We start from the raw sequence: 16,463 nt of genomic DNA, 5'->3' as shown, positions 1-16,463 counted from the left end.
AGGCCGCGGCGTACTGGATGCCCGCCTTCGCGGGCATGACAGCTATGGTTGGAGAAGCCGTCTGCCCATTCTCTGAAGCCGCTACGCCACCGCCTCGGCGCGCGGCTGGTAGATCGCGACGTGGTGGCAGTGCGCCAGCGGCTTGGTGCCATTCGCCACCACCAGCGCGTCGATCTCGACGAAGCGGTGGCCCTTCTTCTCGTAGTTGGCGACCACGCGGCCTCGCGCCGTGATCTCGTCGGTCTCGGCGATCACCGACAGCAGCTGCATCCGGCTGCCGACATGAATCCAGGGGCCGAGCACGACGTTGTCGACCAGCAGCCGGTTCATCACCCGCTGGAGCATGCCGGGATGGCCCAGCCGTTCGTTCGCATAGATCGGATCACGCTCGCGGATTTCGTCGAGGTACGTCGTGGCTGCCTGCCCAGGCCAGGCGCGTGGCGCGGTGCCGAGCCAGCTGCCGGCCGCGAAGGACTCCGCACTGACGGCGGGCCGCACGGCCGCTGGCGGAACGTCGCGATACTCGGCCAAGACGACATGCGGCGCTGACGCCGGCAGCGACGCAGAACCGGTGGCGCAGAGCTGGCCCTGGCTCGTCACCTCCAACACGAGGCCATCCGCCGCCTCACGCGCCACGACCTCCGCGATCTCTCCATCATAGACCGGCTTGATGAACCGCGCCTCGATCAGACCGCGCTCCAGGAACGCCCGGCCCCATCGCGCGACCGGCTGGTGTAGCATATAGGCCAGCACCTCGACGCCCGGCACGAGGCCGCCGGCAAAGCCGAAGCGGCGGGCAACGCTGTCGTCGTGCATCTTGTTCTCGGACTGCTTGGCCGTGTTGAACGCCTTGACCGCGTAAGGCGCCAGTTCGCTTGCCATCCTTGCCTCCCTTTCACCTTTTCCGGCGATGGTAACGGCCGGAAAGCCCCTGGCAAGCACAGCGTTTGGCTCGCAATTCCGGCCGTGATGGAGTACCAACCGGCCACCCCGAATGAAGGCCCGATGACGACCGAAACAGCCCCGATCACCATCTATGTCGACGCCGACGCCTGTCCGGTGAAGGACGAGATCTACCGCGTTGCGATCCGTCACGGCCTTCCGGTGGTCGTCGTCGCCGGCGGCTTCATCCGCGTGCCCGACGATCCCCTGATCACCCGCATCGCGGCTGGCAGCGGCATGGATGCCGCGGACAACTGGATCGCGGAACGCACTACCGCCGACGACATCGTCATCACAGCGGACATTCCGCTGGCGAGCCGCTGCGTCAAGGCGGGCAGCGCCGTGATCGCGCCGAACGGCAAGCCGTTCACCGAGGAGTCGATCGGCATGACGCTCGCGGTGCGCAACCTGATGACCGATCTGCGCTCGTCCGGCGAGGTCACCGGCGGCCCGCGCTCGTTCACGCCGCGCGACCGCTCGACCTTCCTCTCCACCCTCGACACCACGATCCGCCGCGTGCAGCGCCAACGCGCCGCGCGGATCCAGCAACAGAGTTAAGCGACATGGCGCCGCCCCTCATCCAATTGAAAGATATCCGCCTGACCTTCGGCGGCACCGCGCTGCTGCAAGGCGTCGAGCTCTCGGTCTCGCCGGGCGAGCGCGTCTGCCTGATCGGCCGCAACGGCTCGGGCAAGTCGACGCTGCTGAAGATCGCCGCCGGCCTCGTCGATTGCGACAGCGGCACGCGCTTCGTGCAGCCCGGCGCCACCGTACGCTATTTGCCGCAGGAGCCGGATTTCTCCGGCCATGCCACCACGCTGTCCTATGTCGAGGCCGGCCTCGGGCCGGGCGACGATCACTACCAGGCGCGCTATCTCGTCGAGCAGCTCGGACTGACGGGCGAAGAAGATCCCGCGCATGTCTCCGGCGGCGAGGCGCGCCGCGCCGCGCTGGCGCGCGTGCTCGCGCCGAACCCGGACATCCTGCTGCTGGACGAGCCGACCAACCATCTCGACCTCACCACCATCGAGTGGCTGGAGAACGAGCTCGACGGCCGCCGCTGCGCGCTGGTGCTGATCAGCCACGACCGCCGCTTCCTCACCAACCTGTCGCGCGCGACTGCCTGGCTCGACCGCGGCCAGATCAAGCAGATCGACCGCGGCTTCGCGGCGTTCGAGGCGTGGCGCGACGAGGTGCTGGCCGAGGAAGAACGCGAGCAGCACAAGCTCGACCGCAAGATCGTCAACGAGGAGCACTGGCTGCGCTACGGCGTGTCAGGCCGGCGCAAGCGCAACGTCAAGCGGCTCGCCAACCTGCACGCGCTGCGCCAGCAGCGCCGCGACTATCGCGGCAGCACCGGCAGCGCGAATCTCGCCGCTGCCGAGGCCGACAAGTCCGGCAAGCTGGTGATCGAGGCCAAGGGCGCGTCGAAATCTTACGGTGACCGTAAGATCATCGACAATTTCTCCATCCGCATCCAGCGCGGCGACCGCATCGGCATCGTCGGCCCCAACGGCGCCGGCAAGACCACGCTGGTCAATCTGCTCACCGGCGGCAGCGAGCCGGACAGCGGCAGCGTCCGGCTCGGCGTCAATCTGGAGATGGCGACGCTCGACCAGCACCGCGAAAGCCTGGATCCGCGCACGACGCTGGCCGAAGCGCTGACCGGTGGCCGCGGCGACCACGTCATGGTGGCGGGCAAGCCGAAGCACGTCGTCGGCTACATGGAGGACTTTCTGTTCTCGCGCGAGCAGATGCGCACGCCGCTCGAGGTGCTCTCCGGCGGCGAGCGCGGTCGTTTGATGCTGGCACGCGCGCTGGCAAAACCGTCGAACCTCTTGGTGCTGGACGAGCCAACCAACGATCTCGATCTGGAGACGCTGGACGTATTGGAGGACATGCTCGGCGACTACGAGGGCACCGTCATCCTGATCAGCCACGACCGCGACTTCCTCGATCGCGTCGTCACCTCGGTGATCGTGCCCGAGGGCAACGGCAAATGGCAGGAATATGCCGGCGGCTATAGCGACATGCTGGTGCAGCGCGGCGCGGATCTGAAGCGCGAGCATGCGAAAGCGGCTGAGGAGAAGAAAGAGACGAAGCCGGCCGCCGCCGCGCCCACGAGCGCGCCAAAGCGCAAGCTCTCCTTCAACGAGAAGCACGCGTTGGAGACCTTGCCGAAGACGATCGCCAAGTTGCAGGCCGAAATTGCCAAGCAGCAGGCCGTGCTCGCAGATCCCGCGCTGTACTCGAAAGACCGCAAGAAATTCGACGCCGCCTCCCTCGCCATCGCCACCGCGCAAGCCGAACTCACCGCCGCCGAAGACCGCTGGCTGGAGCTCGAAGTCCTGCGCGAGGAGATCGAGGGCGGGTAAGGTTCATCAAATGATCTCCGTCATTGCGAGCGAAGCGAAGCAATCCAGGGCTGCAGTCGGGACTCTGGATTGCTTCGTCGCTTCGCTCCTCGCAATGACCGCAACATGGAGCTAACGACATGACCACCCCGCTCGCCGCCAGGATCGCCCGGGACTACGGCACGCCCTGCGCCGTCATCGACATGGACAAGGTGGAGCGCAACATCGCGCGCATCCAGGCGCAATGCGACGCCGCCGGCGTCGCCAACCGGCCGCACATCAAGACGCACAAGAGCCCGGTGTTGGCCAAGCTGCAGATCGAGGCCGGCGCGCAAGGCATCACCTGCCAGAAAATCGGCGAGGCCGAGATCATGGCCGACGCCGGCATCAACAACATCCTGATCAGCTACAACCTGATCGGCGAGGAGAAGATGGCGCGGCTCGCCGCGCTGCAGGCCAAGGCCGACATGACCGTGGCGGCCGACAACGCGACCGTGATTGCCGGCCTGCCGCAAGCGGCGAAGCAGTCCGGACGGACACTCTCGGTCGTGGTCGAATGCGATACGGGGCGCAAGCGCGCCGGCGTCGAGACGCCGGCTGAGGCGATCCAGCTCGCGCGCCAGATCAAGGCCAGCGAAGGCCTGCGCTTCGCCGGCTTCATGATGTATCCGACCGAGACCGGCTGGGACGACGCGCAGCGCTTCTACGACGAGGCGCTCGCCGGCGTTCGCGCCGAGGGGCTGGAGGCCAGCATCGTCTCGACCGGCGGCTCGCCGAACCTGAAGAATCTCGGCAAGCTCAAGGGCGCCACCGAGCACCGCCCCGGCACCTACATCTACAACGACCGCATGCAGGTCGCCGCCGGCGTCGCGACCTGGGACGACTGCGCGCTGCACATCTACTCCACCGTCGTCAGCCGCGCCGCGCCCGAGCGCGGCATCCTCGATGCCGGCTCCAAGACCTTGACCACCGACACTGGCGGCCTCGACGGCCACGGCCTGATCCTGGAGCATCCGGAAGCCAAGATCGCCCGTTTCGCCGAGGAGCACGGCTTCCTCGACCTCTCCCGCAGCAACACCCGCCCGAATGTCGGCGACGTCGTCCGCATCGTCCCCAACCACGTCTGCGTCGTCGTCAACATGATGGACGAGGTCGTGATGGTGCGCGGCGACGAGATCGTGGGCACACTGCAGGTCGCGGCGCGCGGCAAGCTGCGTTAGGACGCAACTCTCTCAGCCCGTCATTGCGAGGAGCGAAGCGACGAAGCAATCCAGAGCCGCGGGTGCAGCCCTGGATTGCTTCGCTCCGCTCGCAATGACGGCGGTATCTGAAGTTGGCTGCTTCCGAAATCACGATCAGTCGAGAGAAAGACGCCAATCGTCGAGCGAGTTGTAGATCACGGTTGTCGACCGCCGCGGGTCGGCTTCATGACCACCAGACCACGTGAGGTGCACCACGGCTACGCGGCCATCACGCAATGTGACAAGGATATCATCGCAATCGTCACGCTTGGCGATGATGCTGCCGGGCAAATGTGCCAGTACATGGCCGGGAGCAATTTCACGCGCGAGCTCGGCCTCCAGTGTCGTCCGCACATGATCTTCGGTGAGCACAAACCAGGGCTCAGGAAGCAGCCCGGTCATGACGGCCCGGTCTCCCTCAGCCACTTCAACGCCCCCTTCCCCGCGGCGACGCCGGTCGCGAACGAGGCCTGCAGCAGATAGCCACCGGTGGGCGCTTCCCAGTCCAGCATCTCTCCCGCGGCGAACACGCCGGGCCGACGCTTGAGCATGTAGTCGGCGTCGAGCTCGTCGCGCGCGATGCCGCCGGCGCTGGAGATGGCGCGGGCGAGCCCCGCCGTGCCCGTCAGCTTGATGGGCAAGTCGTTGACGAGCGCCGCGAGATGTCCGGGCGGCAGCGAAGACAACGACAGCCCTTTCGTCTTTGCGACCTCCTGCAAGAGCCCGATCGCAACCGGAGAGAGTTGCAGCGCCTTGCGCAACACGTTCGAGAACGACTGTTTGCCGCGCGGTGCCGACAACCGCCTGATCAGATCGGGCCTCTCGAGGTCAGGCCGCAGCGTGACATGCAGGATCGCCTCGCCATGTAGCGCGATGGCCTCGCGCAATTCGGCCGACAACGCGTAGACTGCGCCGCCTTCAATGCCGTCCCGCGTGACGACGGCCTCGCCGCGTACGCTGCGCTCGCCGAACGACAGCGCAATGCCTTTCAGCGGCTGGCCCTCGAAGCGGTCGCGGAAGAGGTCCGACCAGCCGACGGTGAAGCCGCAATTGGCAGGCCGCAGCGGCGCGATCGCGATGCCGTTGGCAGCAAGGATCGATACCCAGCCGCCGTCGGAGCCGAGGCGCGGCCAGCTCGCGCCGCCGAGGGCGAGCACCGTCGCATCGGCTGCGATGGCGCGCGGGCCGTTTGGCGTGTCGAAGATGAGACGTCCCTGATCGTCCCAGTCGGTCCACCGATGCCGAAGCTCGACGCGCACGCCCTGGGCATCGAGCCGGCGCAGCCAGGCGCGGAGCAATGGCGAGGCTTTCATCGCGACCGGAAACACCCGGCCCGAGGAGCCGACGAAGGTCGGCTGGCCCAAAGCCTCGCACCAGTCGCGTAGTTGTTGCGGCGAAAATGCTTGAATGGCCGGCGCAAGCCACGGCGCGGCGTCGCGATAGCGCGGGAGGAAGGCGGTCAGCTCTTCGCTATGCGTGAGATTGAGGCCGCCTCGCCCCGCCATCAGGAACTTGCGCGCCACCGACGGCATCGCGTCGTAGACGATGACGCTGGCTCCGCCCGCAGCCAGCACCTCGGCGGCCATCAGCCCGGCCGGGCCGGCCCCGACAACCGCAATATGCTTTAAGGAAGACATCTCGTCAATTTAAGCCGCGTAGCTGGCCAAGACAAAGGTCGTCATGCCCGGGCTTGACCCGGGCATCCACGTCTCTCCAAGCGTTCTGTGCCAAAGGTGATGGATGGCCGGGTCAAGCCCCGGCCATGACGGCGGAGTGTGGGCAGGCTTCGCGCCTTAAAGCTTGATCCCCAGCCGTGCCGCGGCTTGCGACACATATTTCTGCGTCTGCTCGAACGCGCCCTGCAGCGCCCGCGCCTTCGACATGTCGCTGATCTCGGCGAAATGCGCGGCCACCGCGTCCGGCGTCCACTCCTCCTCGGCCAAGTTGATGCCCTCGCTCTCCAGGATCTTGATCACCGCGAACGAGCCGGCGCCGGCACCCATGATGGTGCGGGTCGGCGCGTCCTCGCTGAGCAGATATTCTACCGCCGGCGTGATGGATTCCGGCTTCATCAGCTGCAGCGCCTGCGGCGGCAGCAGCTCCTCGGTCATGCGGGTGGCGGCGGTCGGCGAGATGATGTTGACGCGGATGTTGGTCTTGCGGCCCTCCTCCGCCAGCACGTTCATCAGCCCGACCATGCCCGTTTTTGCCGCGCCGTAATTGGCCTGGCCGAAATTGCCGAACAGGCCCGATGACGAGGTCGTCAGCACGATGCGGCCGTAGTTGCGCTCGCGCATGCCGTTCCACACCGCTTTGCAGCAGTAGAAGCTGCCGACGAGATGCACGTCCAGCACCTTGGCGAAATCGGCGACCTCCATCTTGCCGAACGACTTGTCGCGCAGGATGCCGGCATTGGCGCACATGATGTCGACGCTGCCCCACTCCTTGGTCGCGCGCTCGACCATCGCGGTGACCTGCTCGAAATTCGAGACGTCGGCGCCGTCGGCCATCGCGGTGCCGCCGGCCTTGCGGATCTCCTCGACCACGGTCTCGGCCGCGGTCATCGAGCCGCCGGTGCCGTCGCGCGCGCCGCCGAAATCATTGACCACGACCTTGGCGCCGCGGCTCGCCAGCCCCAGCGCGTGCGCGCGCCCGAGCCCATTGCCTGCGCCGGTGACGATGGCGACACGTCCGTCGAATCTGATTGCCATGATGTTCTGCCCTGCGGTTTCCGCTCGTCATGCCCGGGCTTGACCCGGGCATCCATCCCTTCTTCAGAAGTGGATGGATCGCCGGGTCAAGCCCGGCGATGACGAGGATGGGTTATGACGACGAGAATTAGCTAAAATAGATGAGCCCAATCCAGTCGGCGACCAACGCGGGCTTGTCCTCGCCCTCGATCTCGACCGTGACATTGGTGCGCGACTGCAGCTCCTTCGGCTTGCGCAGCGTGGCTTCAGACAGAACGAAGCGGCCGCGCACCCGCTTTCCCGACTTCACCGGCGAGATGAAGCGCAGCTTGTCGAAGCCGTAATTGACGCCCATCGCCGTGCCCTCGATCGCCGGCATGACCTCGTAGGACATCACCGACAGCAACGACATCGTGAGAAAGCCGTGCGCGATCGTCGTGCCGAACGGCGTCGCCTTGGCCGCTTCCGGATCGACATGGATGAACTGGTGATCCTCGATCACGTCGGCATAGGTGTCGATGCGTTTCTGATCGAGCACGTGCCATGACGACACGCCGATCTCCTGGCCGACCATGGCCTGATAGGCTGCAAGCGAAATCGGCGGCTTCTTCCAGATCTTGTTCATGCGTTCCTACACCTCGTGCCCGGACGGCCGCGTCCTCAGCTCCGGGAAGTCCTCTTCCTTGAACTCCGTGCCGCGCAGATGATCCGTGCGGTTGTCCTCGTGCTCCAGCCGGCGCAGCTGCACACGGCGGATTTTGCCCGAAATCGTCTTCGGCAGCTCGGTCACGAGCTCAAGCCTGCGGATGCGCTTGAACGGCGCGAGCCGCGCCTGCAGGTGTTCGAAGATCGACAGCGCAGTCGCCCGCGAGCGCTCGGCACCCGCGGTCAACAGCACATAGGCTTTGGGAATGGCGAGCCGGATCGGATCCGGACTCGGCACGACCGCAGCCTCGGCGACCGCCTCATGCTCGAGCAGCACGCTTTCCAGTTCGAACGGCGAGATGCGGTAGTCGGAGGATTTGAACACGTCGTCGGACCGGCCGACGAAGGTGAGATAGCCCTCCTCGTCCCGGAACACGACATCGCCGGTGCGATAGCGCGTGCCGTCGGCGCCAGACAGCTTGCCATCATCGCCTTGATAGCCCTGCATCAGACCGGCCGGGCGCTCGCCCGACAGCGCCAGCGTGATCTCACCCTCCTTGGCGAGGTTGCCATCGATGTCGGCGACCTCGACGCGATAGCCCGGCAGCGGCCGGCCCATCGAGCCGATCTTCAATTTTTGCCCCGGCGAGTTGCCGACGATCGCGGCGGTCTCGGTCTGGCCGTAGCCGTCGCGGATGGTCAGTCCCCAGGCGGCGCGGACCTGGTCGATCACCTCGGGATTGAGCGGCTCGCCGGCGCCGCAAGCTTCGCGCAAGGACACCTTGAAGTCGGCGAGATGCTCCTGGATGAACAACCGCCACACCGTCGGCGGCGCGCACAGTGTGGTCACGCCGCAGCGCCTGATGATCGCGAGCAGTCCCTTGGCGTCGAAGCGCGGCTGGTTGACGACGAACACGGTGGCGCCGGCATTCCACGGCGAGAAGAAGCAGCTCCAGGCGTGCTTGGCCCAGCCCGGCGAGGAGATGTTGAGATGCACGTCGCCCGGCTGCAGGCCGAGCCAGTACATGGTCGAGAGATGACCGACCGGATAACTGCGATGACTGTGCCGCACCAGCTTCGGCTTCGCCGTCGTTCCCGACGTGAAATACAGCAGCATCGGATCGTCCGGCTGCGTCGGTCCGTCAGGCGTGAACGTCTCGGCGGCTTCGGCCGCCTGGTCGAACGGCAGCCAACCCGCTGATGTCGTCGTCCCGACGACGATGCGGACGAGATCATCCGCGCCGAGATCGGCGAATTTTGCCACTTGATCCTGTGCCGCGACCACGGCTTTCGCGCGGCCGCGCTCGAGACGATCGCGCAGCTCATCTGTCGTCAGCAGCGTCGTCGCGGGAATGACGACCACGCCGAGCTTCATCGCCGCCAGCATCGTCTCCCACAGCGGCACGACGTTGCCGAGCAGCAGCAGCAGATGATCGCCGCGCTTCAGCCCTTGCGCGCGCAGGAAGTTGGCGACCTGGTTGGAGCGCCGCGACAGCGCCGCGAAGGACAGTTTTGTCTGACGGTCCTGTGCCGCGTCGAAGATCCACAGCGCGGTACGCTCGCGGCTCTCCGGGTCGGAGGCGAGCTCGGCATCGAACCAGTCGAGCGCCCAGTTGAACGGCATCGGATCGGGCCAGCGAAAGCCCTTCACGGCGGCATCGTAGTCGGTGCGATGCGCCAGCAGAAACGCGCGTGCGTCCTTGAATGTCGTCATCAGGTGGTCCCGGCGAGCTTGCGGACGTGCTGAATGATGCCTGAGAAATCGACGCCACCATGGCCGGCGGCGTCGAACGCCTTGTAGATCTCCTGCGCGTGCTGGCCGAGCGGCGTCGCGGCGCCGGCCGCCTTCGCAGCATCCTGCGACAGCGTGAGATCCTTCAACATCAGCGCGGTCGCAAAGCCGGGCTTGTAGTCATTGTTGGCGGGCGAGGCCGGCACCGGACCGGGCACCGGGCAGTACGAGGTCAGTGACCAGCACTGCCCCGACGAGGTCGAGGCGACGTCGAACAGCGCCTGGTGCGACAGGCCGAGCTTCTCGCCGAGAGCAAAGGCCTCGCCGACGGCGATCATCGAGATGCCCAGGATCATGTTGTTGCAGATCTTGGCCGCCTGCCCTGCGCCTGCGCCGCCGCAATGCACGATCTTCTTGCCCATCTTCTCCAGGATCGGCTTGGCCGAGGCGAACGCCCCCTCCTCGCCGCCGCACATGAAGGTCAGCGTCGCGGCCTTGGCGCCGCCTGTGCCGCCGGACACCGGCGCATCGACCGCAGCGACGCCATGCTTGGCGGCCAGCGCATGCGCCGCGCGCGCGCTCTCGACGTCGATGGTCGAGGAGTCGATGATCACGGTCCCCTTCGACATCGCCGGCACGACCTCGTTCCAGACCGCGAGCACGTGCTTGCCGGCCGGCAGCATGGTGACGACGGCATCTGCCCCCTTCACCGCCGCAACGGCACTGTCGGCGATCTCGGCACCGTCGGCCTTGGCCTGTGCGCGCGACGCCTCCACCAGATCGAACGCGAGCACCTTGTGGCCAGCCTTGACGAGGTTGGCGGCCATCGGGCCGCCCATGTTGCCGAGGCCGATGAATGCGATCGTTGCCATGGTTCGTTCTCTCCCCTCGACCTGATTGTTAGCTCGTTTGCGGAAATGTCAGCTCGTCGGCGCCGATCCTGGCAAGATACGGCGCCAGCATCTCCGGCGTCACCTGATCGACATCAGGTGGCGACCACCGGGGATTACGGTCCTTGTCGATGATGGCGGCACGCACGCCCTCGCGGAAATCGTCGCTGCGGAACACTTCCAGCGCCGCGCGATATTCGCGCACCAGGCACTCTTCGAGTGATGTCGCTCCGCCCGCCAGCCGCAGCAGTTTCAACGTCACCACCATGCCCCGCGGCGACTTCTCCTTCAGCGTCTTCAAGGTCGAGGACGCAAGCTCGGAGCCATCGGCTTCCAGCGCAGCGAAGATATCGTGCATGCTGTCGTGTGCGAACCACGCATCGATCTTCGCCTGTTGCGCGGCGACCGGCCCGGCGGTCTCGCTTGCGGCGAAACCTGCGATGAGCCGATCGATCTCGACGGACGACGTCCCCGGCGCGACGGTCGTCAGGGCCTCGCGCAGCGCCGGCCAGCGCGACGTCGGAACGACGGCGTCAGCAAAGCGGGCATGGATCGCGTCGGGGCCGTTCATGGTCTGCCCGGTCAGGCCGAAATAGGCGCCGAGCTCGCCTGGCGCGCGCGACAGCAGCCAGGTGCCGCCGACATCGGGAAAGAAGCCGAGCCCGACTTCGGGCATCGCGAGCTTGGTTTTCTCGGTGACGATCCGGTGCCGGCCATGCGCCGACAGGCCGACGCCCCCGCCCATCACCAAACCGTCCATATACGCGACATAAGGCTTGGGGAACGCCGCGATGCGCGCGTTCATGATGTATTCCTGGCGCCAGAACACCTTGCCGAGGTCGCCATTCACCTTGGAGCTCTCATAGAGCCCGCGGATGTCGCCGCCCGCGCACAGGCCGCGCTCGCCCGCCCCTTCCAGCACGACAACTGCGACCGCCGGATCGGCCTCGAACCGATCGAGCGCGGCGTCGATGCCCATCGACATCTCCAGCGTCATCGCGTTGATCGCCTTGGGACGGTTCAGCCGGATGATGCCGGCCGAGCCTTCGCGGCGAACGATCAGGTCGCCTTCGGGCACCTCGCTCATCGCGCGCCCTCGATCAGCTTGCGCGACACGATCAGGCGCATGATCTCGTTGGTGCCTTCCAGGATCTGGTGCACGCGCAGATCGCGCACGATCTTCTCGATGCCATATTCGCTGAGGTAGCCGTATCCACCGTGCAGCTGCAGCGCCTGGTTGGCGACCTCGAAGCCGACATCGGTGCCGAAGCGCTTGGCCATCGCGCAGAGCATGGTCGCATCCGGCGCCTTGCGGTCGAGCGCCGCTGCCGCACGCCACAGGAAAGTGCGTGCGGCCTCCAACTCGATTGCCATGTCGGCAATGCGGAATTGCAGCGCCTGAAATTCGTCGAGCCGCTTGCCGAATGCCTTGCGCTCTTTCGTATAGGCCAACGTCTTGTCGAGCGCGCTTTGTGCACCACCAAGAGAGCACGCCGCGATGTTCAGGCGCCCGCCGTCGAGCCCGGCCATCGCGATCTTGAAGCCGATGCCCTCCTCGCCGAGCCGGTTGGCGACCGGCACGCGCGCGTTCTCGAAGATCACCGCACGGGTCGGCTGCGCATTCCAGCCCATCTTGCGCTCATTGGCGCCGAACGACACGCCAGTTGTCTTCGCGTCGATCACCAGCGTGGAGATGCCGCTCGGGCCATCGGATCCCGTCCGGACCATGGCGACGAGAATGTCGGTGGCGCCGGCGCCGGAGATGAACTGCTTCTGGCCGTTGAGCACGTAGTCGTCGCCATCGCGCACCGCACGGGTGCGCAGCGCCGCCGCGTCCGAGCCGGCGCCCGGCTCGGTCAGGCAATAGCTTGCGATCAGATCCATGGTGCAGAGCTTCGGCAGATAGGCTTGCCGCTGCGCCTCGGTGCCGAAGGTGTCGATCATCCACGACGCCATGTTGTGGATCGAGATGAAGGCCGACACCGTCGGACAGCCCGCAGCCAGCGCCTCGAAGATCAGCGCGGCATCGAGCCGGCTCAAGCCCGAGCCACCGACATCGTCACGGATGTAGATGCCGCCCATCCCGAGTGCGGCCGCCTCCCGCATCACATCGACAGGAAAATGCTTTTCCTCGTCCCAGCGCAGCGCATGCGGCGCGATCTTCTCCGCCGCGAACGCGCGCGCCATGTCGCGCACCGCGATCTGATCCTCATCGAGAGCGAACTGCATTCGTTCTCCGCGTTTCCCGATTTTTGATTGTTAGCGTTCAGCGTATCGTCAACCTCCGTCATTGCGAGGAGCGAAGCGACGAAGCAATCCAGAGTCGCGCGCGCCGCCCTGGATTGCTTCGCTTCGCTCGCAATGACGAACGGGAGCCTCGTGAGGCTCCCGCTCAACCTTATTTCATCAGCGGGATCGAGAACTCCGCGCCTTCCTTGACGCCCGACGGCCAGCGCGAGGTGACGGTCTTGGTCTTGGTGTAGAAGCGGATCGAATCCGGACCGTGCTGGTTGAGGTCGCCGAAGCCGGACTTCTTCCAGCCGCCGAAAGTGTAGTAGGCGATCGGCACCGGGATCGGCACGTTGATGCCGACCATGCCGACATTGACCTTGGCAGCGAAGTCGCGCGCCGCGTCGCCGTCGCGGGTGAAGATCGCAACGCCGTTGCCGTAATCATGCTCCGACGGCAGCGCCAGCGCTTCCGCGTAATCCTTGGCGCGTACGACCGAGAGCACGGGGCCGAAGATCTCCTCCTTGTAGATCCGCATGTCCTTGGTGACGTTGTCGAACAGGCAGCCGCCCATGTAGAAGCCGTTCTCGTAGCCCTGCATCTTGAAGCCGCGGCCGTCGACGGCAAGCGTCGCACCTTCCTTGACGCCGATGTCGACATAGTTCTTGACGCGCTCGACGGCCTCGCGGGTGACCAGCGGACCGTAATCGGCGGATGGATCGATCGACGTGCCGATCTTCAGCGATTCCACGCGCGGGATCAGCTTCTCCATCAGCCGGTCGGCGGTGGTCTTGCCGACGGGCACAGCGACCGACACCGCCATGCAGCGCTCGCCGGCCGAGCCGTAGCCGGCGCCGATCAGCGCATCGACCGCCTGATCGAGGTCGGCGTCGGGCATCACGATCGCATGGTTCTTGGCGCCGCCGAAGCACTGGCAGCGCTTGCCGTGCGCGGCGGCGCGCTCATAGATGTACTGCGCGATCGGCGACGAGCCGACGAAGCCCACCGCCATGATGTCCGGATCTTCCAGGATCGCGTCGACCGCCTCCTTGTCGCCGTTGACGACGTTGAGGATGCCCGCCGGCAGACCGGCCTCGATCATCAGCTCGGCGAGCTTCATCGGCACGCCCGGATCGCGCTCGCTGGGCTTCAGGATGAAGGCGTTGCCGCAGGCGATGGCCGGGGCGAACTTCCACATCGGAATCATCGCCGGGAAATTGAACGGCGTAATGCCGGCAACGACGCCGAGCGGCTGGCGCATCGAATAGATGTCGATGCCGGGACCGGCCCCCTCGGTGTACTCGCCCTTCATCAGATGCGGGATGCCGCAGGCGAACTCGACCACTTCGAGGCCGCGCTGGATGTCGCCCTTGGCGTCGGGAACGGTCTTGCCGTGCTCGCGCGCCAACAGCTCTGCGAGCTGGTCATAATCGCGCTGGGCGAGTTCCAGAAACTTCATCATCACGCGCGCGCGGCGCTGCGGGTTGGTCGCCGCCCAAGCGGGCTGGGCGGCCTTGGCGTTCTCGACGGCGGCCCGCAACTCGGCGCGCGAAGCCAGCGCGACCTTGGCCTGGACGTCACCGGTCATCGGCTCGAAGACGTCCGCCGTCCGTCCAGAGGTGCCCTTGACCTCCTTGCCGCCAATGAAATGACCGATCGAACGCATGGGGTATCCTCCGCAGGGTAAGCAGTGCCGATTTGGCCGGCATCTTGCAGTCTTTGCGGCGTTTGGGAAGGGTCTAAGCGCTGACCGGCGCTGCGAAAATGCCGCCCCTTCGCGCCCGCGGCAAGCCGTGCGCAGCGCCCGTCATCCGAAGGCTCAGCGCTTGAAGGCTCAGCGCTTGGCGGCCGCCTTTTTCACGGGCTTCTTCGCGAGCGCCCGCACCGGGGTCTTCCCGGTCAGCCCGCCACCGCTGGCGACCGCCAGGGCCACCTCGCGACCGGAGCTCAAGATCTCCTCGGACGATTCGCCGCTCCCGGCAATGCGCGCCATGACGATGGTGCCCATCAGCGTCGCGAGCATCGCAGAGGCCCGCTTGCGCGCGGTCTTGCGCGGCACGTCGACGATGTAGTCGGCGAACAGGTCGATCAGCTCCTCCAGCTTCGCCGCGAAGGCCTTGCGGGTCTTGGCGCTCTCGCGCGCGATCTCGGCGCCGAGCGCGGGAACCGCACAGCCATGCCCGGCATCATCGCGATGCTCCGGCGAGAGATAGCCGTCGACGATCGCGGCGAGCCGCTTCTGCGGCGGCAGATCGTCCAACAGCTTGCGCCAGCGCTCCATCGAGCGGTCCATGGCATAGCCGAACGCCTCGACCACCAGCGCCTCGCGCGATTCGAAATGCGCGTAGAAGCCGCCATGGGTGAGCCCGGCCTCCTTCATCAGATCGGCCACGCCGACCCCGTGAGCGCCCTTCTCCCGCAGCCGCACCGACGCCTTGCGCACGATTCGTGCGTGGGTTTCCGCCTTGTGTTCCGGAGAGTAGCGCATTGCCGTCCCATTGAATGTCTGAGGTCATACAATAGCAGCTCTGCGCCCTGCTCGCTGCAGCTATTTGATGAATTCGAGTTGATCTAAATCAACTTCGCTGGCCTGATTTATTCCCGCGACTTTCACGCCCAACACCCCCAGGAGGCCGGCCATGGACATGCTCAATTCTCACTGCGGCGTGAGTCGCGACGCCCGTGGCGTGGCCCGGCTGACGATCTGCAACGCCGGCGCGCTGAACATTCTCGGCTCAGCCGCCATCCTTGGCATCCAAGCAGGGCTGCGATCACTCGCCTCCGATGACGGCATTCGCGCCCTCGTGCTGGCGGGAGAGAGCGAGAAGAGCATGATCGGCGGCGCCGATATCAAGGAGATGGCGAAGCTCGACCAGGCCTCGGCGGAGGCGTTCATCACACGGCTGGCCGGGCTGTGCGAAGCGGTCCGAACCTTTCCTGCTCCGGTCATTGCGCGAATGCCCGGCTGGTGCCTGGGTGGTGGCCTCGAGGTTGCCGCGGCCTGTGACATCCGGATTTCCTCGCATGATGCCAGATTCGGGATGCCGGAGGTGCGGGTGGGCATCCCCTCGGTGATTCATGCCGCGCTGCTGCCGCGGCTGATCGGCTGGGGCCGTACACGCTGGCTCTTGATGACGGCCGAGACGATCGACGCACCGACCGCGCTCGCATGGGGGCTCGTCGATTCGGTCGCGGCGGAAGGAGGCCTCGATGCGGCGGTCGAGAAGGTCATCGAATCCCTGCTCGCCTGCGGTCCCGAAGCGCTGCGGGCGCAGAAGGCCCTGCTCCGGCAATGGGAAGATCTGCCGCTGAAGCAATCGATCGAGGTGTCGATCGGCGCTTTCGGACGATCGTTCCTGACCGACGAGCCCAAGCGGCTGATGCAGCACTTCATCGATCGAAAGCGCTAGACGCGCAATTTCAGCCAAGTTTTCCGCCGCGGCTGCCTGCCAAGCTTCCCAGGTCGTCACGACAATTTCAACGCGGCCGCCCGGGGTTTTCTTTCTCGTGCCATCATTATATGATGATCATCATTCAAACATTTGGGAGCCAACCATGGCCTCGTCCGATCCAGTCGTGATCCTGTCCGCCGCTCGCTCGCCCCTCGGCCGCTTCATGGGCGATCTATCGCCGCTGAGCGCGCACCGGCTCGGCGCCCATGTGATCAGCGCGGCGATCGAGCGTGCGACCGTATCCGTTGACGCCGTCCAGGAAGTGTTCATGGGCAATGTGCTGCAGGC

The 16,463-nt window shown here is 66.1% G+C and carries 15 protein-coding genes and 1 pseudogene; 5 read left to right on the top strand and 11 right to left on the bottom strand.

The window, feature by feature from the left end; translation table 11 throughout:
* Positions 1-81 precede the first annotated feature (81 nt).
* A complete protein-coding gene (locus tag BRAO375_RS13225) occupies positions 82-882 on the bottom strand; it encodes a hypothetical protein (RefSeq protein WP_009027976.1) in 801 nt (266 codons plus the stop codon).
* A gap of 123 nt (positions 883-1,005) precedes the next feature.
* On the opposite strand from BRAO375_RS13225, the gene BRAO375_RS13220 reads away from it, so the two are divergent.
* The 3 genes from BRAO375_RS13220 (at position 1,006) to BRAO375_RS13210 (ending at position 4,516) form a co-directional block, all read left to right on the top strand.
* Positions 1,006-1,500, top strand: coding sequence for a YaiI/YqxD family protein (locus BRAO375_RS13220; protein WP_009027975.1), 495 nt, complete (start codon positions 1,006-1,008; stop codon positions 1,498-1,500).
* 5 nt (positions 1,501-1,505) lie between these two features.
* Positions 1,506-3,317: an ABC-F family ATP-binding cassette domain-containing protein gene (locus tag BRAO375_RS13215; protein ID WP_009027974.1), complete on the top strand. Its 1,812-nt coding sequence runs from the start codon at positions 1,506-1,508 to the stop codon at positions 3,315-3,317.
* A gap of 119 nt (positions 3,318-3,436) precedes the next feature.
* On the top strand, positions 3,437-4,516 hold the full coding sequence (locus tag BRAO375_RS13210; RefSeq protein ID WP_009027973.1) for a D-TA family PLP-dependent enzyme: 1,080 nt from the start codon (positions 3,437-3,439) through the stop codon (positions 4,514-4,516).
* Between the two features lie 135 nt (positions 4,517-4,651).
* Here the strand turns inward: BRAO375_RS13210 and BRAO375_RS13205 are convergent, their stop codons facing one another.
* The 10 genes and pseudogenes from BRAO375_RS13205 to BRAO375_RS13160 all read right to left on the bottom strand — a co-directional run bounded on the left by BRAO375_RS13205 (position 4,652) and on the right by BRAO375_RS13160 (position 15,211).
* Positions 4,652-4,939 (bottom strand): hypothetical protein, encoded by a 288-nt coding sequence (locus BRAO375_RS13205; protein ID WP_009027972.1) that lies wholly within the window; start codon positions 4,937-4,939, stop codon positions 4,652-4,654.
* On the bottom strand, positions 4,936-6,174 hold the full coding sequence (locus tag BRAO375_RS13200) for a BaiN/RdsA family NAD(P)/FAD-dependent oxidoreductase (protein WP_035640198.1): 1,239 nt from the start codon (positions 6,172-6,174) through the stop codon (positions 4,936-4,938). Before BRAO375_RS13200 ends, BRAO375_RS13205 begins: the two co-directional genes overlap by 4 nt.
* Before the next feature lie 156 nt (positions 6,175-6,330).
* Entirely contained in the window at positions 6,331-7,248 is a 918-nt protein-coding gene (locus BRAO375_RS13195) for an SDR family NAD(P)-dependent oxidoreductase (protein WP_009027970.1), read from the bottom strand.
* A 127-nt stretch (positions 7,249-7,375) separates the two neighbouring features.
* Positions 7,376-7,852 carry a MaoC family dehydratase gene (locus BRAO375_RS13190; protein ID WP_009027969.1) on the bottom strand — a complete coding sequence of 159 codons (477 nt, stop codon included), beginning with the start codon at positions 7,850-7,852 and terminating at the stop codon, positions 7,376-7,378.
* A 6-nt stretch (positions 7,853-7,858) separates the two neighbouring features.
* Positions 7,859-9,586 carry an AMP-binding protein gene (locus BRAO375_RS13185; RefSeq protein WP_009027968.1) on the bottom strand — a complete coding sequence of 576 codons (1,728 nt, stop codon included), beginning with the start codon at positions 9,584-9,586 and terminating at the stop codon, positions 7,859-7,861.
* Positions 9,586-10,494: pseudogene (gene mmsB / locus BRAO375_RS13180) on the bottom strand (3-hydroxyisobutyrate dehydrogenase); the annotation flags it as partial. The pseudogene mmsB and the gene BRAO375_RS13185, both read right to left, overlap by 1 nt.
* Positions 10,495-10,504: 10 nt before the next feature.
* Positions 10,505-11,581 carry an enoyl-CoA hydratase/isomerase family protein gene (locus BRAO375_RS13175; RefSeq protein WP_009027966.1) on the bottom strand — a complete coding sequence of 359 codons (1,077 nt, stop codon included), beginning with the start codon at positions 11,579-11,581 and terminating at the stop codon, positions 10,505-10,507.
* Complete coding sequence (locus BRAO375_RS13170) at positions 11,578-12,723, bottom strand: isobutyryl-CoA dehydrogenase (protein ID WP_009027965.1); 1,146 nt, start codon at positions 12,721-12,723, stop codon at positions 11,578-11,580. Before BRAO375_RS13170 ends, BRAO375_RS13175 begins: the two co-directional genes overlap by 4 nt.
* A 169-nt stretch (positions 12,724-12,892) precedes the next feature.
* A complete protein-coding gene (locus BRAO375_RS13165) occupies positions 12,893-14,389 on the bottom strand; it encodes a CoA-acylating methylmalonate-semialdehyde dehydrogenase (protein ID WP_009027964.1) in 1,497 nt (498 codons plus the stop codon).
* Between the two features lie 168 nt (positions 14,390-14,557).
* Complete coding sequence (locus tag BRAO375_RS13160) at positions 14,558-15,211, bottom strand: TetR/AcrR family transcriptional regulator (protein WP_009027963.1); 654 nt, start codon at positions 15,209-15,211, stop codon at positions 14,558-14,560.
* 151 nt (positions 15,212-15,362) lie between these two features.
* Here BRAO375_RS13160 and BRAO375_RS13155 point away from each other — a divergent pair, with 151 nt between their 5' ends.
* The gene (locus BRAO375_RS13155; protein ID WP_009027962.1) at positions 15,363-16,133 is read left to right on the top strand and encodes an enoyl-CoA hydratase; all 771 of its coding nucleotides are present in this window, start codon (positions 15,363-15,365) and stop codon (positions 16,131-16,133) included.
* 145 nt (positions 16,134-16,278) lie between these two features.
* On the top strand, positions 16,279-16,463 hold a 185-nt coding region (locus tag BRAO375_RS13150), incomplete at its 3' end, for a thiolase family protein (protein WP_035640196.1).

This window comes from Bradyrhizobium sp. ORS 375, from assembly GCF_000239775.1.
In the GTDB taxonomy this organism is placed as follows: domain Bacteria; phylum Pseudomonadota; class Alphaproteobacteria; order Rhizobiales; family Xanthobacteraceae; genus Bradyrhizobium.
This window is presented reverse-complemented; position numbering and strand designations above follow the sequence as displayed.